Origin of the sequence: Peribacillus tepidiphilus (assembly GCF_009466385.1) — a bacterium.
GTDB lineage: Bacteria > Bacillota > Bacilli > Bacillales > DSM-1321 > Bacillus_BN > Bacillus_BN tepidiphilus.
In genome coordinates this window covers 18,392-37,853 of sequence record NZ_WIAQ01000024.1, presented here as the reverse complement: position 1 = coordinate 37,853, position 19,462 = coordinate 18,392, and the positions used below count along the sequence as shown (strand labels likewise).

The window sequence follows — 19,462 nt, the reverse complement described above, 5'->3', positions numbered from 1 at the left end:
AGCCTCACCCCTTTATGAATTATTTACCAACGAGTGTTTTCCGATATTCCTTCGGCGATAGTTTACATATTTTTTTAAACACCTTGCTGAAGTAATTTGGATCATGATAGCCAACCTCGAAGGTTATTTCTTTTATGCTTTTCTCTGGATCACCAAGTAGTTTCTTAGCTTTTTCAATTCTGCACTCAGTTAATAAATCAATATAATTGATTCCTAGTTTTTCTTTGAACATCTTACTAATATAGATTGGACTAAGTTCGACCTTTTTGGCTAACGTATCGAGTGAAATATCTTCACTAGAGTGTTCAATAATATATTGTTTGATTTGGTGGATGGTATCTGCTTCCAATCGATCATAGTGGTCATGGTATGATTGCCTCATTCTATCAAGTAAATGATTGGTCTCCGAACGCAGCTGTCGATAATCAAGAGTTTGATAGGGATAAAGAGGTGTTACTGTGTCAACTCCCATTTCTCTCAATACTCGAGATACAATCCAAAGCACCTCTAGCATACGTTGCTGAGTTTGCAGAAGATCCAAACCTTCGCTTTCGTAGCATTGAATAATATTCATAACGCTTGTACGAATTTGCTGCCATTCTCCAAGTCGGACTAGATCGGTAAACTCTTTTTTATGATGTTGAATCAATTGTTCATTGTTTACATCACCAATAACAGGAACATCTGAATAGAAGCGATATTTAACAGGAAGCGTTGTATCCATTGTGGCAATCAATGACTCCTGATAGGATTGTCTGATTTGATCTAAAGAACGGTACACGTTCCCTATCCCAACAAATAAGTCTCCTACAAGGTCAGATTTTGCAATAGATAAAATCTCACGAGCAAGAGTTGTTGCTTGAGAACGGTAAGATATATCCGGCTGCCTAAACATGATAATTGGAAGTTGATTCCCATACAATGCACCTACCCAGCCGCTATTCTTCTTCCTGACTTTTTCTTTTACTGAAGAATACAAATGCTCCGATCCTGCCGGCAGTAAAACAATCATCACAAACATCTCGTTAGTGGATTGAATATCCAATATCTCTAATAGCATGTCCACATGTACGTCGTGTACATGATCGAACAATAGTTGTGTGACCACATCGGTTTCTACGAGCGCCAACGCTTTTTGCAATGCCTCTTTCTCTTGCTTGCTTCTCTCAAGTGACACTTTTTCTTCCTCAATCTGCTCCAGAACTTTTCCAATCGTCATCACAATGTCACTGGCTTTACTCGGTTTAAGTATATAGTCCTTTACACCAAATTTGATCGCCTGTCGCATATAATCAAACGTATCATATGCGGTAACCATGATGAATTTGATATGCGGATAGTCTGTACTGATTCTTTCAACTGCCTCCAGACCATTCATTCCGGGCATTTTAATATCCATTAATATGAGATCCGGTTTAAACTCTCCTGCTAGTTGTACGGCCATATTTCCGTTTTTTGCTTGTTCAATGATGAGATCTGGAAAATTCTTTTCTAATATCACTTGCATTCCTTCACGTTCAATCTGTTCATCATCCACTATTAGGAGCCTTATCAAACTGTCCAACTCCTTTTTTAGGTATTTTAAAAATCACTTTTGTTCCGTATCCTTTGCGGCTAACAATGTCGATCACATCATCCTGTCCGAAGAAAAGACGCAGACGCTTGACGACGTTACTGGAGCCAATTCCAGTTGAATGCCCTTCCGTAGGGATAAAATTCTCCCTCAGGATTTGTTGAATTTTATCTTCTGACATCCCCATCCCGTCATCTTCGATTTCAATCGTAATCCTTTCTTCTCCATCCATAACCCTGAACCAAATCGTGCCGCCATCCTCTTTTGGCTCGATTGCATGGATGACAGCATTCTCGATAATCGGCTGCAGGGTCAACGCAGGAATCCGCACATGTAAGCACGATTCATCGATTTCCATGTGTAGCTTCAAACGGTCTCTAAATCTAGCCATTTGAATATCCATATATTGCTGTAAAACCATGACTTCCTCATGAAGTGTAACGGATCGGTCCAACATCTTTAAGTTGTATCGCAGTAATCCTGCAACACTTACAAGCAAGTCACTCGTCTCTTCAGATCCTTCTAGATAAGCCTTCTTAGAAAGTGTATTGAGCGTGTTAAACAAAAAATGCGGATTGATTTGACTTTGTAAGCTGCGAAACTGGCTTTCTTGCAAGAGGATCTTACTCTGCTGTAGCTCATGCTCAAGCTGTGCCTTGTTCTTGATCTCTAAAATCAAATTATTGATATTGATACGCATACGATCGAAGGTCTTCGCAAGAAAAGAAATTTCATCATTCGTCTCCACTTTAACCTGCAAATCAAACCTACCTTTTGATAATTCATTTGCGGCTTGAGTCAGCTTTTGCACAGGTCTCGTAATACTTAAGGAAAACCAATATGTAGCTAGTAAAAGAAGAAACATAATCAATAGCAACTGCCATATGCCAAGCTTTATGACTTCTCCGGAACGCTCAATAATTCCTCGATAGAAGCTGTCATAAGTCTTCAGCTCTTTGTCGAGCAAGCTGAGAGTCATCTCCGAGATATAATTGGAAATGCGCGTGGCTTCTACAAATTCTCTCGTGGAAGCCTCAGTATCATGTACCGAATGGAACATAAGAATCCGATCTGTAGTTTCGATGAGGCTATCTATTAAATTTATATAGTTCGTTACGATAAAATGATTCTCGGAGTTCCTTAATTTGAATACTTTCATTTTCGCACTTTGCATGCTCTCTTTACTGTGATTAAGTTGATCCAATCGATCTGGGGTCGGATTAAGCAAATAGTTATTAAGATCCGTTATCACAAGCTGGCTAGCCCTTGTAGCTTCATTCATGCTTAAATAGCGTTGAAGAATTTCATTATATTGATTCTGCGTCTTGTGATTATAAAATGTAAGCGCTATCCAAATGCCAGACATGATGACGAGAATGACTGAAGTGAGCATCAAGATCTTTTTTTGAATACTTATCATTTTATGCCCTTCTCTTTCAAAATAAAAATATCGGTATAATAGCCTTTAGAATTTAGCGGAACGGTCTCACCATTTAACCATTCCATTAACAACTGAACACTTTTCTCCCCCATTTTTTCAGGAGATTGCTCGATGATTCCATCTAGCTTCCTTTGATTAAGCAGGGGCAATGACTCAGGCCCATCGTCAAAGGAATAGATGTAAAAGGGTTCAACTTGATAGCGCTTACCAATCTCTTGAATCATCGTCCCAGTAACTTTGGCATTAACGGCTATAAAGGCGTCTACTTCAGGCATCCGGTTGAGTGCATCTCTCGTCGAAGCAATGATTTGCTCCCTCGCATCAGACGTTTCCGCATACATCACCTTAATGTTCGGATAATTCTTTAACACGTCTTGTATGCCGCTCAGTCGCTGTGTTTGATAATACTCCTGCTTGCGATCGTACATAACAACGACTTCTCCTGTTGACCCCATGTCTGACACCAATTGCCTTGCTATCATTTCTCCCGCCTTATATTGATCCGAACCTATGTACGTTTTTCTCAGGCTTTCCGACATGGGGACGTCATTTGCCACAGTGATAATCGGAATTCCATAAAAGGAAGCTTTCACTTTCGTCAACTGTTTGAACTCTTCTGTATCAAGTCCTTGTATGATAATGCCATCCACTTTTGAATGAATCGCTATTTCCATTTTCTTTAAAAAATCTTCTTGGTTATTCCCATAGCTTCCCCATACCTCTAAGCTAGCCCCATTCTCCTTGGCTTGGTTTAATGCGCCACTTGCAACTCTATCCCAAAATGGTGTATTCATATCCTGGGTGATCAACACAAGGCGATGCTTTGGCTGCTCCTGATTGATCCCGGGCAATTCCCATTCAGAACGAAAAACTTTTTTTGCCGACTCAATTGTAAAATAACAAAGTGTGAAAAATACACAAAATAGTATGACAATTACACTTTTTCGCAAAAGAATGACTCCTTTCTCCCCTAATAATAAACCATTTTCTGACGGATCTTCTACAAAAAAATAACCCTATTGTTTAACTCGGACTTATTACTAGGGAGCTGAAGGAGGAAAAGGAAATTTTTTCAAACAGGCTGTTTTCGCAAACTTTGTTGCTTTTTAACAAGTAGTGAGGAAAGGTTGATTTCCGCTCCAGGATGCTCGCTTTCCGCGGGGCGGGCGGTGAGCCTCCTCGGCGCGCAGCGCCTGTGGGGTCTCACCTGTCCCGCTGCTCCCGCAGGAGTCTCGCACCTTACGCTCCAATCAACCAACTTTTTTATCAAAGGTTTTCATTCCCAGAACCTATGTAAAAACAACAATCTTTTAGAAAAGAGCCTTCAAATAAAATAAAAAATGAGGGACCAAATGAGTCCCTCATAGAAAGTCTATCTTTTCTTTCTAGTCATAACGTCAAAGATTACCGCTCCAGCTAATACGCCACCACGGATCATGTATTGGTAGGAGATTCCGACTCCCAACAGGTTCATCCCGCTTGTGAGGGATGCCATTACGATTGCACCGATAATCGCACCCGTTACTTTCCCGACTCCTCCTGCAGAGGAAACTCCACCAACATACGCCGCTGCAATGGCATCGAGCTCAAACAGTGTACCTGCAGTTGTTGTTGCCGATTGTAAACGAGAGGTAAATAAAATGCCGGATAGCGCTGCTAGCATCCCCATAGAACCGAAAACAATGTACGTAATCTTCTTTACGTTCATACCGCTAAGATGTGCGGCTTCTGGATTACTACCCACAGCATAAATATGTCTGCCCAGCACCGTTTTTGTTGTAAGGAAGTGATAGATTATAACCACCAGCATCACAATGATGACCGTCCACGAAAATCCGTTATAGCCTGCAAGAATCCAAGTAATATACGCAATAATGGCTGACACGAACACCAATTTAAGTGTGAAAATCCCTTTAGAAACCACTTCAAATCCGTACTTGATTTTGTTTCTGCGTGTATTGAATTCGTTGTAAATATACAATAAAATACCGACTAAACCGACAAGAAGTGAAAGTAGATGGAGTCCGCTTACTTCAAGAAGAGAAGGAATGTATCCGTTACCGATTGCATTAAATTTATCATCCTGTATAATGATGGTACCCGTTTTTTCTGTCACCTGAAGAATGGCTCCTCTGAAAATCAGCATTCCTGCTAGTGTGGCAACGAAGGAAGGAATTCCAATCTGAGCAACTAGCCAACCATTGAACAGGCCAATAATCACGCCAAGAACCAAAATGATAGGAATAGCTACAAACATTGACATTCCCATTTGGGTAAGAAGGATGGCCACAATGGCACCAAGAAAACCAGCGACAAATCCGACTGATAAATCGATGTGACGGATCACGATAACCAGTGTCATCCCAACAGCTAATACAGCAATATACCCTGCTGAATCTAATAAGTTACTAATATTACGAGAAGACATAAAAAGTCCGTCTGTCAAGAAAGAGAATGTAAGAATAATAACGAATAAGGCAATAAACATACCATAGTCACGAATATTTTCTCTGATTAAGACTCTAGCTTCACTGAAAAAGTTCATTGTTTTTAACCTCCTATTGCGTAGCAAGCTGCATGATATTTTCTTGGTTGGCTTCTTCGATCGACAACTCACCTTTTATTTCACCTTGGGCCATGACATACACACGATCACTCATCCCAAGCACTTCACCAAGCTCTGACGAAATCATAATGATGCTCATGCCTTCGTTAATTAGCTCATTCATTACTGTATAAATTTCAAATTTAGCTCCCACGTCGATCCCGCGAGTCGGTTCATCCAAAATAAGCAGCTTGGGCCCGACGAACAACCATTTACCCAAAGATACTTTCTGTTGGTTGCCGCCACTTAAGTTGCCTACGACTTGCTCCAAGGAAGAGGCTTTAATGTACAGAGAATTTTTATAATGATCGGCAATTTTGATTTCTTCATTGTCGTTCAGAATTCCATGAGAGGAGATGCCGTTTAGATTCGCCGCCGAAATATTGTTCTTAATATCTTGGATTAAAAACAAACCGTCGCCTTTTCGATCTTCCGTGACATAGGCGATTCCTGCTTTAATGGCATCACTCGGATGCTTGAAGGCTACTGATTCACCATCCAGCACTAAATCTCCCTGCAGCTTGTAGGACTTCGCATTACCGAAAATACTAAGGGCAAGCTCTGTCCGTCCTGAACCCATCAAGCCTGCTATACCGACGATTTCACCCTTTTTCACATGAAGATTAACATCTTTGACGACTTGTCTACCTAATTGAGGATCATAGGCTGACCAATTTCTTAATTCTAGAATTTTCTCGCCGCCTGTTTTCTTTTCTCGCTTCGGATAAATATCATCAATCTCACGACCGACCATGTTTTTAATGATAATATGTTCGGAGATTTCTCCCTTTGCGGCATCTAGTGTACAGACCGTTTGCCCGTCACGAAGCACCGTCGCTTTATCCGCAATGGAAATGACTTCTTTGAGCTTGTGTGAAATCATGATGCAGGTAATGCCCTGATTTTTCAACTCGCACAATAACTTAAGAAGATTTTCACTATCATCTTCGTTCAAGGCTGCTGTTGGCTCATCCAGAATAAGAAGCTTTACGTCTTTGCTTAAGGCCTTCGCAATTTCAACAAGCTGACGTTTTCCTACCCCCAAATCTTTAATCAGAGTCTCTGGATTCACATCCAGCTTTACCTTTTCCAGCATTTTTTTTGCCTCTACAATGGTTTGGTTCCAGTCGATGATTCTACCACGCTTCACTTCGTTCCCTGCAAAAATATTTTCATAGACTGTAAGGTCCGGAAACAGTGCTAATTCCTGGTAGATGATGGCGATGCCGGCCTTTACGCTGTCACTGATTTTGTTAAATTGCTGCACTTTGCCCTCGAACACAATATCCCCTTCATATGTTCCATAAGGGTAAACGCCACTGAGCACTTTCATCAATGTTGACTTCCCTGCCCCGTTTTCACCTATTAAGCAGTGGATCTCGCCTTTCTTCACTTTAAAATTGACATTACTGAGTGCTTTGACACCTGTAAACGACTTGGAAATATTATTCATTTCCAGAATATATTCACTCATGGTGGTCCCCCTTACCCAAACAACTAACATAATTGCGAAATAGTGATAGATCTCTCTATCACTATTTCGCAGGTTGCATACGTTTTATTCAATACCTTTAAATTCGCTAGCTTCGTAGTAACCAGAATCAATTAGTTCTTTCTTCACGTTGTCTTTGTTAACGACAATAACATCTGTTTGTTTCGCTTTGATATCTACCTTGCCGTTGTTGTAAGAACCAGTTGTTTCAGGTGTTTTTCCATCTAAGATTTCAACAGCCATACCCATTGCATCTTTAACAAGCGTACGAACGTCCTTGAATACAGTCATGGATTGTTTTCCGTCAATGATATATTGAATAGAAGCCTTCTCAGCGTCTTGACCTGTAATGACATAGCTAGAAATGTCACCGTCAGATGCGAATACATCTGCGATTGAACGAGCAGTACCGTCATTCGGTGCAAGTACAGCTACATCTCCTTTTAAGTCTGCTCCAGCAGCTGTTAAATGTGTTTGAGCTTTATTTTTCGCTTCGTTTGGATCCCAGTTTGTTGTCACTTGGCCTAGAATTTTACTTAATTGATCACGAGAAAGTTCAGCTGTATCCTTCAAAGCTTCAGCTTCGCTTGAGTTTGCAATCTTAAATGTACCATCAGCAATTTTCGGTTGAAGTACGCTCCATGCACCTTGGAAGAACAAGAATGCGTTGTTGTCAGAAGCTGCACCAGCATACAGATACAATGGAACATTTTTACCTTTTGCATGATCAATCAAATATTGACCTTGTGCTGCACCAACCGCTACGCTATCAAATGTTACGTAATAATCAACGGCATCTGTGTTTGTAATCAGACGATCGTAGGAAATCACTGTGATATCTTCTTTTTTAGCAGCTTCAACTGCAGCTGCAGCAGCATCTCCGTCCTGTGGACAGATGATTAGAACTTTAATTCCTTTATTAATCAATGTTTCAACGTTTTCTTTTTCCTTCGCAGAAGAACCTTGGCTAAATAAAATTTCAGTCGTATAGTCTGAGTCTTTTAAAGCATCCTTAAATCTTTGTTCATCCTGTACCCATCTTGGCTCATCTTTTGTAGGCAATACGATCCCTACATCAATCGATCCCTTTCCCGATCCCCCGGTGCTTTTGTTACATGCTGACAGCAAAGCAGCAAACAGCATCATAACTAGCATTAACGATAACGCTTTCAAAACCTTCTTCATTAAAGAACCCCCTTGAACTTTTTTTGATTGATTACAGCTCAATTATAAGTTAGTGGTTAAGGGTTGAAAGCGCTAACAACTAGTATTCTTTTAACATCGTCTGTACTTTTTTAGCATTTTGGGAGGTTATTGAAATAAAAAAATGCTATCCAGGGTTAAGGAGTAGCATTTTTGCGTATTTAAGTCATTGTAGAAATGATTAACTTGAGAAACCAATTATGTTTTTGGCTTAAAAAAAGTGGAATTTATACTTTCCAAAATCTAGTCCAAAAACATATGTAAATCTACATGTTGTTTCTGTGCTCCACGTGTCCAGAGTGTATGTGACAACACATGGGCGTGCTGGTGAGTGTAAACTGCTATGAGTAATTTCGGCATTAAAATATACATTTTTTTACAAATTAATCTCTATAAAGAAACCAAAAAAATACCTAAAAACTGGCAATACCCACTCCAAAACGCTTTACACTTATACTTAATCCCTGAAATTGTCCTCTACACTGAATATACTTTTTATCTGACTATTTATACTATCTAAAGATACAAAAAGAATTAGGAATCTGACATAACAGTTCAGATTCCTTATTCGTTATACTAATTTTAGAATGTGTCGGATAGCATAAGAAACACCATCTTCATCGTTACTTTTCGTGACAATCGTTGCTTTTTCTTTAATTTCTTGAGGTGCATTTTCCATCGCGATAGATTCGGTTGCCATTTCAAATTGAGAAAGATCGTTTCCTCCATCGCCAAATGCATAAATCTCTTCAAATAATAGATTGTGCATTACTTCATAACGACGAAGTGCCTTTCCTTTTTGAGCTTCAATCGATGTAATTTCGACGTTATTAGGAAAAGATGAAGCGAAAGAAATTTCATTACGAGAACTTAGTGCCTGCTTAACTATTTCTATTTTTTCTAGCTCCTCATAATGAACTAAAGCTATTAATTTATAAATCTTGAGATCCTCTTGATTCAATATATCATCATAGTTAAATTCTCTAAACAGCGTGTCTAATTCCTCTTTACTTTTGCTGTGAAGCGGCGGTAACGTTGAAGGAAAGCCCCCGTGATTCGTATATACAAGAACTCCAACCTCTAATTCTCTTAATGTTGATAATATTTCTTTATAGGATGAGGTATCGATTGTAGCTTCATATAATAGCTTTCCGGTTTTCGAGTACAACACCGCACCATTCACGCAAAAAATCGGGCAGTTCAGCTCTCGTATTCCAGGAACTTTCACCACGTCCTTATAGGCTCGTCCAGTATTCAAAATAACCTCGATCCCTTTATCTTGAAGCATTCTGATCGTTTTTTTATTTTCAGCTGAAATTTCATGCGACGAATTCAACAACGTTCCATCCAAATCAAGCGACACACATTTCATACTCTCTCACACCTAACTGCATTCTAATTATATTTTATAACTGCTCACAAACCTATATTAATATTTTATAGAATGCCTGTCACTCCCCGAACCTCTCATTCGGACTCCCACAAGCTTTTTTCGGATGGGCCTGTCTGAATAAACCTCTTATTCGGACTCCCATAGGCTATTTTTGGCTGAGCCTGTCCGAATAAACCTCTTATTCAGACTCCTGCAGGCTATTTTCGGCTGAGCCTGTCCGAATTGCCCTCTCATTCGGACTCCTACAGGCCATTTTCGGATGAGCCTGTTCGAATTGCCCTCTTATTCGGACTCCCACAGGCTTTTTTCGGCTGGGACTGTCCGAATAAACCTCTTATTCGGACTCCCATAGGCTTTTTTCGGATGACCCTGTCCGAATAAACCTCTTATTCGGACTCCCATAGGCTTTTTTCGGATGACCCTGTCCGAATAAACCTCTTATTCGGACTCCCATAGGCTATTTTCGGATGAGCCTGTCCGAATTGCCCTCTCATTCGGACTCCTGCAGGCTTTTTTCGGCTGGGACTTTCCGAATTGCCCTCTTATTCGGACTCCCATAGGCTATTTTCGGCTGACCCTGTCCGAATTGCCCTCTCATTCGGACTCCCATAGGCTATTTTCGGATGAGCCTTTCCGAATTGCCCTCTTATTCGGACTCCCATAGGCCATTTTCGGATGAGCCTGTCCGAATTGCCCTCGCATTAGCATTGGTGTAATGATCTGTTCAATTTGAAGATATTCAACAATAGCAGCTCATTTTTGTTTTGCTAAAAGTACAGTTTTCCATAAAAAACTGCACCTCCTATTGTTAGTCGATTCTAACAATTGGGGTGCAGTTTGATTACAGATAAGAGGATTTCTTCTTTATGCTACTTTGTGGATCTCTATTTTTTTTCCTTCTTTATTCCACTCTCTAAACTCAGCTGCTGCTGTGAAAAGTACATCTGTGGATGAGTTAAGTGCCGTTTCAAAAGAGTCTTGTAAGACACCAATGATAAAGCCTACTCCAACTACCTGCATAGCAACATCAGCTGGGATACCAAATAAGCTACAAGCTAGAGGGATCAGTAATAAGGATCCACCAGCAACCCCTGAAGCACCACAAGCACATACAGCTGACAGTACGCTGAGGATGATTGCTGTAGGGATATCCACTTGAATATCAAGTGTATGAACCGCTGCAAGTGTTAAAACAGAAATAGTAACAGCGGCACCAGCCATATTAATGGTTGCACCTAACGGAATGGATACTGAATAACTATCCTTATTCAAACCTAGATTTTCACATAATCTCATATTTACAGGAATATTTGAAGCTGAACTGCGTGTAAAGAATGCTGTAATACCGCTTTCCTTTAAGCACTTAAAAACAAGCGGGTAAGGGTTTTGGCGTATTACTACGTACACAATGATTGGATTGACAACCAACGCTACAAAAACCATACAGCCAATCAAGACGGCAAGTAATTTCCCATAGCTTAGTAACGACTCAATTCCATTTGCAGTAATAGACTCAAATACTAGACCCATGATTCCTATTGGTGCAAACTTAATAACCCATGTAACCATTTTAGATACAGCATCTGAAAAATTAGAAATCAAGGTTTTAGTCGTGTCAGGAGCATTTCTTAAAGCCAAACCAAGGAGTATCGCCCAAGCTAAAATACCGATGTAGTTCGCATTATAAATGGCCTTCACTGGGTTATCTACAACGTTCAGAAGTAATGTTTTGAGAACCTCTACAACACCGCTAGGAGCTGTAAAACCTTCAGCACCCTTCGCAAGTGTTAAGCTTACAGGAAAAATAAAGCTTACAATAACGGCGATTAATCCAGCTAAAAAAGTTCCTAAAAGGTATAGAACGATAATGGTTTTCATATTCGTTTGATGACCACTCTTGTGTTGAGCAATGGCCGACATAACTAAGAAAAGTACCAATACAGGTGCAATGGCTTTCAAAGCACCAACAAATAAAGAGCCAAAAATTACAACAGGTTTTGCTGCTTCGGGAATCGTTACAGCCAGGATCATACCAATAATCAAACCGACAATTATTTGTTTTACCAGACTCAATTGACTCCACTTTTTCAGTATTCGCTTCATAGATGTTCCCCCCACTAGTTTAAAATAAAATTGTAATATTGTACCGAGCTATACATTTCTCATAATCTGTTTAATTCCATTTATGGATAACTCCCCTCACACATTCCACCCTATAAAGACAAATGTATTTCATATAAAGAGTATACTGGTTTTTCAATATATTACAATACTTTTTTAATTTATTAAGAAATATTTTAATAATCAAAATATTTAAAAAGCACCTGTCACTCCCCGAAGTTTCGCGAACGAATGTTCTTGACAAAATGCTAATTCTGTTAGAAGCGAGGCTTTTTTAGGATGGATACAGGTTCACTTCTAAACATTTTCCAACAAAAAACTCACCCTAATAGAAATGAGGATGAGGCATTTTTCTAAACCAAATGTAATTTGGTCACACAATCGTATGTAGCAACATATGGAAGAACGCAAAAAATAAAGAAAGGTAGACTAACCGCCTTTCTTCGATTTCATTATTTTATTCACCTATAATCGATTCTATTTTGCATTCACATCGGGTTGATGAATTCCGAATATATTGCCTTCGGTATCAATATAGTATCCTTGCCACGCCATTCCAGGCAGGGCATATTTGGGTATTGCGACCTTGCCGCCATTCTCAATAATTTTAGCTTCCGTTAAATCGTAATTTTCCACTCCCATTGTACAAGCATATCCATTTAAAGCTTGGTTTGTTTCCGGCGGAGCACTTTGACGCTGCATCAAAGCACCATTGATTCCTGGTTCATTTTCATCCCCGGTTACCGCTCCAAAATAAGGCATACCTGCATACTCACTCCAATCTTGAAATGACCAACCGAATACCTCTCCATAAAACTTCTTTGCCCGTTCCATATCATTCACATGAATTTCGAAATGAACTAATCTTCCCATGATTTCCTCCTATTGATTGATATGTACAACTATTTCCATATATTATTTAATGTATTCTCTTCCTGCAGCCAAATGGAAAATCTTCCACTTGATAGTATCTACCTTTTTTATTTCGATTAAGTACATTCAAAAGAAACGATGTGTGCATCATGATTTCAGCCTACTAACTAGCTTTTGTAATTGTTCGGCTCTATGAGAGAGATATTCAGCTGATGAGGCGATCTCTTCAATGGAAGATAACTGTTCCTCTGATGAAGCTGCAACGTTTTGAGAAGCGGTTGAAGACTCTTTTGATATGGTTGCTAAATGATAAATGGATGCAGCAATTTCTTCTGTTCCATTCGCTAATTCTATTGATGCACTCGAAACCTCTTGTATTTGACGGGTAACCTGTTGAACAGAGCCATAAATTCTTTCAAAGGCGTTCCCAGCCTCATTAACTAAAATGATACCTGATCGAACCTCATTCTCACCTTGATCCATATAATCCACTGCTTCTGAAATATTAGCTTGAATTCGTTTGATTAAGTGAGTAATTTCAGTAGCAGATTGTTTTGATTCCTCAGCTAAATTTCTTACCTCATCTGCAACCACTGCAAAACCTTTACCAACTGCTCCTGCACGAGCAGCTTCGATTGCCGCATTCAGAGCGAGTAGGTTTGTTTGTTCTGCTATGTTCGTAATAACACCAAGAAATTGACCTATGTTTTTGGAAAGTAAATGAAGCTCTTTAACCTTTGTACCAGCCAAATGAACAGTTTTCTGAATCGAGTTAATTTGTTCAATGGACTTTAATACCGCTTTATTTCCTTCCTCAGCCACTTTGGAAGCCGCAATAGACGAGTCATAAACAGCTGTTGAGGATTCAGCTATAAATTGAATGCTATTTGTCATGGCTTGTGTCGCAATCGTACTGTTTTCCGCTTGTCTAACTTGTTGCTCTGTACCAGAAGCGATTTCTTGTATAGACAGTGTTATTTGGTTTGTTGCATTGGCACTTTGTTCCGCACTTGCTGACAATTTTTCTGAAGAAGAAACTACTTCCATTGTCATTGATTTAACATTTTCAACAAGATGCTGAATGGATTCAATCATTTTATTAAAAGCAGCTGCTAATTGACCAACTTCATCTTTACTAGCAACAGTAAGACGTGCTGTTAAATCCCCTTCATTACTTGAAAGTTCTTCTAATTTTCTAACAACCTCGTTAATCGGTTTGGTTGTTTTTCTTGCAATTGTTATAGTAATGATCATACCAATAATCAACGTAATGAAGATGGCAATCAACCCAAATAGTAGCCTGGTTTCAATTAGCTTGCTATCTTGATGAGTCTTTGACGAAATAATTTTAAGTTGAATTTGTTTGAATTCTTCAAGGTTATTAGAAAAAATTTTTCGAATCTCAGCATAATGATTATTAAATATTTTCATCGTTTTTTCTTGATCTGTTTTGGCTAATTCAATCATGATCGATTCTAAATCCGATAGCTGTTGACTATAGCTGTCTAACTCATTAAAAATTTGAATTGTACGCTCATCATTTAAGAGAGGTTTTACTTCCTCAATCCTTTCTTTTATTTTTACTACAGTATCCTCATGTCTTTGTTTTTCTTTTGAATTGGTAGGATCGATGATTAATCCTTTCATTGAATCTGTTGAAGCTAAATCTAGAAACTGAATTTCATTGGCAAGATTCAACTTGCGAACATCGTGTGCGACTAAATTTTTATACGAATCTCCTACTACTTTTAAAGAATAATAGATACTGCCAAATGCAATGATACAAATGAACAAAACAGAACCAAACCCAAGTAGCAATTTACTTTTAATACTCACCATTTTCTATTCCTTTCCTATTATTTTTAGAAGCAATTAGATTGCCAAAAGAAATAGATACCCTATTGAAATCTGAAGATAACAACTAGGCATTCAACCTCATAAGATATTTTTATGTATATCATTTTACCGTTCCAACTCCTGTATGAAAGCGATTACAACTAGTATTTTTTTACTATTATCTGGAGTTTTTTAATATTTTTCAGAAAGTTCTTTAAATAATTACCTAGATACCAGGCATTCGTCAAAAATTGGCAATCCCGGCTCCTTTGTTACATAAAAAAAGAGCTGATCCTCACAGCTCTTTAATAGTCAATTGCAGTCATGCTGGCTTAGCTAATTCAGTGGGTAGGTCGCTTTCCTTAACATTATCGTTCTTTTTCATCATTCCTTCTCCCTAACTAGTAAAAAAATTCTACATATATAAATGAATTTGCTACTTTTTTTGACCTTTCTTCTGGTAGTGGAAATCATGTAGGTTGTTTATCCCAATTTTATATTAAAAAAGAGTACAGACAATATGGGATTGGATCTAAACTTTTCAATATGTCCATGAAGTGGTTGAAGCAATTTGAGGATGTCGAGGATTATTTTATCTTTGTATCAAATGGCAATACTAACGCCTTGGAATTCTATAAACGGAAAGGATTTTCTGTTAGTCACGATCTATTGGATGGTTTTATAACTGTTTTGCGAACCAAAAAGCAGTTTGTGTAATTTTTTGGGGTCAGTCCACCGCTGTGTAAAGCAGCGAGGGACTAACCCCCGAATTATAGACAACCCAAAACTCGTAAAAACCCTAAATGGATTCCAATAATTGTTTATAAAAATGGTGTAGAGGCATTTTAGTCTTCTCTATTTTTGAACCCCTTGCTGTTCAATAAGTTTTATGACATCAATTAGACTTTTTTCTGTCATCGATTTAAGGCGTAAATCATACTTTTCAAGGGCTATAACGTATGGAATACTTAAGTAAAATTTAACAATTTCTCACTGTTATATAATCAGTTTTTTTGTAAATTTTTTTCAGAATCAAACCAAATAGACGATATCCATTCAGGACAGCGCCAAAGTTCATATTTCTACAGAGTAACCTTTTTGTGAAGGTATGACTCCCGTATTATTTATTCCCCCCAAGATTTCAGTCCTAATAATTTTTCACCTAGCTCTGACAGTTCAGCTCTTTTGTATTTTTCCCTTTCCCAATTTCTTGGATCACCAGGGAATGCGTCTCCGCTTGGTGCAATTCTGTCATTCCAGGACTGGATCCGTGATTTTCTCAATTCTTCATTATCTTCCTGGGCAGGGAACATGGAAATATATTGAGCAATACGAGGTTTATCAGAATAATTGGCCCTAATCCCGTGAGGTTGCATACTATTGAAGATTAACAAATCCCCTGCTTTTGTCACTATTTTTGTCGGTTTATACCCTGTTATATCAGGTTTATAAGGATCTCTATCCTCAGGCTGAGTTTTTACCCACTCTTCAAAATCTCTGTATAATTCCGGTATACATTGGAATCCGCCCATGTCCTTATCAGTATCTACTAATGACAGAACCCCTTGCACATTAACTGGGATCGGATCTAAAGAAGTATCAATATCCCAATGAATAAAGCTGTTATAACTATGTTCAGGACGAATTGGAAAGTTAAGATTGCAGCGGTCGATTGTTGTCCAAAGCTTTTCTGTTCCCCATATATCAACAAAAGCATTGTAGACTTTTTCATACATACGGTTATCCCACAAGTATTGATGATTATATAACTCAACCATCCCTGTTCCAGCAAGTTCCTTCATTTTCATTTCACTGCGGGGAGCGGTATACCAAGTAGAGGGATCAGCCGGGTTCTTCTCTTCAAATTCCCAAATTAGATTCACCAGACGCTCAATGTGTTCTTCTGAAACAGCATTTTGGATAATCACATAACCATTTTCCTGCCAAAATTGCCAGTCCTCTTCGCTCAGCACCCTCAATGGCTCATTGTTTGGCCGTGTATTCAATGACTGATTAATTCTTAATGAATCATGATTTCCCTTGTTGAGTACTTGTTTATTCATACCAAAACCTTCCTTTCCTTAGTGATTTTTTAATATTTTAAGGTTATTAACCTTGTAAAAAAGAATATTTTATGAAATGCGTTTCAGGTCAAGAAAAAAATTTTAAATTTTCCAAAAATGATGCTAGTAGGTTATAAAAAAGTCTCCCAATCTATTTTTTGGATTGGGAGACTTACCTCTCTAGAAGCATGGCGACGGTTCTCGTGCTTCTTTTTAAATCGTAGTAAATTAACTGTTTTGGAGAGTCTAATTTATATCTTGAGAATAATAAGCAAAAGAACCGTCCCGATGCTTACCACAGTTTATGGGGCTAATAAAAAGGTTCCTTTTGAAGAAATAGATTTTGTGGACAATCCAGTATCACTTTATGCGTCTACTAAGAAGTCTAATGAATTGATGGCTCATACTTATAGCCACTTATATAATATTCCAGCTACTGGCCTTCGGTTCTTTACAGTATATAGTCCTATGGGACGACCGGACATGGCTTACTTTGGATTTACAGATAAGTATTTTGCTAGTGAACCAATTAAGATATTCAATAATGGTGATTTTGAAAATGACCTTTATCGAGACTTTACTTATATCGATGACATTGTGGAAGGGATTGAATGACTTTTAAGTATTCCACCTGAGGGTGATGTCAAACATAAAGTCTATAACATTGGAAACAACAGTCCAGAGAAGCTAATGATATTTATTGAAACTTTGGAGAAATGTTTGAGTAATGCTCTAGGTAGAGAAATATTATTTGAGAAGGTCTTTGAGCCTTTAAAACCAGGAGATGTATCTGCTACTTATGCATCGACTGATTTGTTGCAGGAGGCTGTCGGTTTTAAACCGAAAACGTCGATCGAGGAAGGATTACAGAAATTAGCGGATTGGTATGTGGAATATTATAAGGTGAAGGTAAAAGGAATTTATATTAAAGTATAAAATTCTTTCCTTGAAAGCTGTTATTCTTTGGATGGTATTAATCTTCTACCTATCACACAAATAGCCACAGCGTCTAACGAGCTGAGTACAAGAATAGCAGATGTTATAGTTGAATTCTAGAGTGCTATGGTTTTTGTATGACCTAAGAAAAAAATCAAAATATTTTTATTAATCTAATATTCATCCTCTTTTCGATGGTATTAAGAATGAGCCATATGAAGTCCCATTTTGTAAACAATATGATTGCAACTGACTAACCGATCAATTAGGATAGCTCCAGAGAAAATTCTTCGTGGTTTTTTATAAAAGCAATGATCTAAATATTCAAGCAATTTAGTAATAATAAAGAGCCCCGTGGTACAAGGAGCCCTAAATAGTGAATGTTAGTAGTTTTGTTTTAGCCTTAATATATCGGTTATCGCTTGGGTGAGGAGCTGTGAGAAAAGCTCCTCACATTTTCATTGGATAAGATCGTTAAGAAGATAAATCCTTATTTGAATTATAAGCAGATGGTGAGGAAGGAATTCCTCGGCTTCGGTCAATCCAGTTTACAATTAAGAAGGTTAGAAGGCTTGCTGTACCGCCTGCTACAACTGCCATCATGCCAAATGGTTCTTTAGCGAATTGCCAGTAAAATCCGACGATGGTTCCGATGATGATTGACCAAAGTCCTGCATTTGGTGTTGCTTTTTCCCATAACAATCCAAAGATGTAAGCTGCAAATGGTCCAGTTGAGCGGATCGTAAAAGCAAAAACAAGTAATGGGATAATTTGTTGGCTGAATAATGAAATTCCGATGGCAATTAAGCCAGTGATGACGACGGTAATTTTGCTAATTTTTAATTCACTTTGGTCATTAAGAGATTTATTGATGTATTTTCCGTGAATATCTTTTACATAAACGGATGCTACACCTAGCATATCTCCAGAGGCGCTGGATAGGGTGGCTGAGATAACACCAGATAATAAAAGTCCCGCAATCAAAGGAGGTAATAATTCAACAGATACGGTTGCTAAGGCATTGTTAGCTTCAATATTAGGGAATGCTGATTTTGCAATTAAACCGATAAAAGCTGGAATAAACGCATATATACACATTAATGCTGCGCATAACACAGAGCCCCAGATGGCTATTTTTTCATTTCTAGCAGAATAATAACGTTGAACGGCTTCTTGGCCTGTTGAGAAAGTCATGAAATAGAGGATAATAAGACCGACAATTGTTTTCCATCCAATTTTGGTGAAGCCTAAATGCTCGTCAGGAAGATTGGAAATCACTGTATCAAATCCGCCTGCTGCAGATAGGGCAAATGGAACGGCAATCGCAAATCCAAAAACAATTAAAAAGAATTGAACAAAATCTGTTAATGTTACACTCCACATTCCACCTAAATACGTATAAAAAACGACACCAATTCCTGCAATTAAGATGGCTCCTTCCATACTAAAGCCAGTTAGAACATTGATAATCGTAGCAGTTGCCGTGATTTGTACAGCAGTTAATAGGGTTAATGAAAGAATGGAAAGCAAGCTGGTAATGACATAGCTGCTTTTACCGTATCTTTTTCCGATGATTTCTGGAACTGTAGTAGCCATGGCTTTTCGCATATACGGTGCAACAAATGAGACAAGGAAGATTCCAATTCCGGCTGCTACCACATACCAGCCTGCAGATAGTCCCCAATCACCATAAGCTTTGGAAGCAACTCCAACTGAGCTTCCTCCGCCAATTTCCGTAGCTGCTAATGTTCCGGCTAGCATGATGGGACCTAGTCGTCGGCCAGCCAAGTGATAATCGGTACTATCTTTAATTTTTGTTTTAGAATAAAACCCGATGCCAATCATAACTGCCATGTACACAATAATAATGGTCCAAATTGTAGCCATGGAAATCCCCCTTTTAGAGTTCGTTTTCTTTTTAAAAAA

At 38.5% G+C, this 19,462-nt stretch carries 13 protein-coding genes and 1 pseudogene; 2 read left to right on the top strand and 12 right to left on the bottom strand.

Annotation, left to right across the window (positions count from 1 at the left end; genetic code table 11):
- Positions 1-19 precede the first annotated feature (19 nt).
- The 10 genes from GD441_RS12705 to GD441_RS12660 form a co-directional block, all read right to left on the bottom strand.
- Positions 20-1,555 carry a response regulator gene (locus GD441_RS12705; protein ID WP_153126806.1) on the bottom strand — a complete coding sequence of 512 codons (1,536 nt, stop codon included), beginning with the start codon at positions 1,553-1,555 and terminating at the stop codon, positions 20-22.
- Complete coding sequence (locus GD441_RS12700) at positions 1,530-2,993, bottom strand: sensor histidine kinase (RefSeq protein WP_153126805.1); 1,464 nt, start codon at positions 2,991-2,993, stop codon at positions 1,530-1,532. Before GD441_RS12700 ends, GD441_RS12705 begins: the two co-directional genes overlap by 26 nt.
- Positions 2,990-3,964, bottom strand: coding sequence for a sugar ABC transporter substrate-binding protein (locus GD441_RS12695; RefSeq protein WP_153126804.1), 975 nt, complete (start codon positions 3,962-3,964; stop codon positions 2,990-2,992). Before GD441_RS12695 ends, GD441_RS12700 begins: the two co-directional genes overlap by 4 nt.
- 422 nt (positions 3,965-4,386) lie before the next feature.
- Entirely contained in the window at positions 4,387-5,559 is a 1,173-nt protein-coding gene (locus GD441_RS12690) for a sugar ABC transporter permease (RefSeq protein WP_153126803.1), read from the bottom strand.
- A gap of 13 nt (positions 5,560-5,572) precedes the next feature.
- Positions 5,573-7,093: a sugar ABC transporter ATP-binding protein gene (locus GD441_RS12685; RefSeq protein ID WP_153126802.1), complete on the bottom strand. Its 1,521-nt coding sequence runs from the start codon at positions 7,091-7,093 to the stop codon at positions 5,573-5,575.
- 84 nt (positions 7,094-7,177) lie between these two features.
- Entirely contained in the window at positions 7,178-8,296 is a 1,119-nt protein-coding gene (locus GD441_RS12680; protein WP_153126801.1) for a sugar ABC transporter substrate-binding protein, read from the bottom strand.
- A 589-nt stretch (positions 8,297-8,885) separates the two neighbouring features.
- On the bottom strand, positions 8,886-9,686 hold the full coding sequence (locus GD441_RS12675; protein ID WP_153126800.1) for an HAD family hydrolase: 801 nt from the start codon (positions 9,684-9,686) through the stop codon (positions 8,886-8,888).
- 885 nt (positions 9,687-10,571) lie between these two features.
- A complete protein-coding gene (gene sstT / locus GD441_RS12670; protein WP_153126799.1) occupies positions 10,572-11,810 on the bottom strand; it encodes a serine/threonine transporter SstT in 1,239 nt (412 codons plus the stop codon).
- A gap of 495 nt (positions 11,811-12,305) precedes the next feature.
- Positions 12,306-12,701 carry a VOC family protein gene (locus GD441_RS12665; protein ID WP_153126798.1) on the bottom strand — a complete coding sequence of 132 codons (396 nt, stop codon included), beginning with the start codon at positions 12,699-12,701 and terminating at the stop codon, positions 12,306-12,308.
- A 147-nt stretch (positions 12,702-12,848) separates the two neighbouring features.
- On the bottom strand, positions 12,849-14,540 hold the full coding sequence (locus tag GD441_RS12660) for a methyl-accepting chemotaxis protein (RefSeq protein WP_153126797.1): 1,692 nt from the start codon (positions 14,538-14,540) through the stop codon (positions 12,849-12,851).
- Between the two features lie 420 nt (positions 14,541-14,960).
- Between GD441_RS12660 and GD441_RS12655 the strand changes: the two genes are divergently transcribed.
- The gene (locus tag GD441_RS12655; RefSeq protein ID WP_225434233.1) at positions 14,961-15,254 is read left to right on the top strand and encodes a GNAT family N-acetyltransferase; all 294 of its coding nucleotides are present in this window, start codon (positions 14,961-14,963) and stop codon (positions 15,252-15,254) included.
- A gap of 407 nt (positions 15,255-15,661) precedes the next feature.
- On the opposite strand, the gene GD441_RS12650 is transcribed toward GD441_RS12655, so the two are convergent.
- Positions 15,662-16,600: a phytanoyl-CoA dioxygenase family protein gene (locus GD441_RS12650; RefSeq protein ID WP_153126796.1), complete on the bottom strand. Its 939-nt coding sequence runs from the start codon at positions 16,598-16,600 to the stop codon at positions 15,662-15,664.
- Between the two features lie 294 nt (positions 16,601-16,894).
- On the opposite strand from GD441_RS12650, the pseudogene GD441_RS12645 reads away from it, so the two are divergent.
- Positions 16,895-17,536 (top strand): annotated as a pseudogene (locus GD441_RS12645) (GDP-mannose 4,6-dehydratase); the annotation flags it as partial.
- Between the two features lie 474 nt (positions 17,537-18,010).
- Here the strand turns inward: GD441_RS12645 and GD441_RS12640 are convergent.
- The gene (locus tag GD441_RS12640; protein ID WP_153126795.1) at positions 18,011-19,423 is read right to left on the bottom strand and encodes a sodium:solute symporter family protein; all 1,413 of its coding nucleotides are present in this window, start codon (positions 19,421-19,423) and stop codon (positions 18,011-18,013) included.
- Positions 19,424-19,462: the final 39 nt, after the last annotated feature.

Excerpts from the sequence above, each read along its gene's own strand:
- GD441_RS12685 (WP_153126802.1), bottom strand. The coding sequence starts at position 7,093 with ATGAGTGAATATATTCTGGAAATGAATAATATTTCCAAGTCGTTTACA.
- GD441_RS12700 (WP_153126805.1), bottom strand. The coding sequence starts at position 2,993 with ATGATAAGTATTCAAAAAAAGATCTTGATGCTCACTTCAGTCATTCTC.
- GD441_RS12650 (WP_153126796.1), bottom strand. The coding sequence starts at position 16,600 with ATGAATAAACAAGTACTCAACAAGGGAAATCATGATTCATTAAGAATT.
- GD441_RS12640 (WP_153126795.1), bottom strand. The coding sequence starts at position 19,423 with ATGGCTACAATTTGGACCATTATTATTGTGTACATGGCAGTTATGATT.
- sstT (WP_153126799.1), bottom strand. The coding sequence starts at position 11,810 with ATGAAGCGAATACTGAAAAAGTGGAGTCAATTGAGTCTGGTAAAACAA.
- GD441_RS12690 (WP_153126803.1), bottom strand. The coding sequence starts at position 5,559 with ATGAACTTTTTCAGTGAAGCTAGAGTCTTAATCAGAGAAAATATTCGT.
- GD441_RS12660 (WP_153126797.1), bottom strand. The coding sequence starts at position 14,540 with ATGGTGAGTATTAAAAGTAAATTGCTACTTGGGTTTGGTTCTGTTTTG.
- GD441_RS12680 (WP_153126801.1), bottom strand. The coding sequence starts at position 8,296 with ATGAAGAAGGTTTTGAAAGCGTTATCGTTAATGCTAGTTATGATGCTG.
- GD441_RS12665 (WP_153126798.1), bottom strand. The coding sequence starts at position 12,701 with ATGGGAAGATTAGTTCATTTCGAAATTCATGTGAATGATATGGAACGG.
- GD441_RS12675 (WP_153126800.1), bottom strand. The coding sequence starts at position 9,686 with ATGAAATGTGTGTCGCTTGATTTGGATGGAACGTTGTTGAATTCGTCG.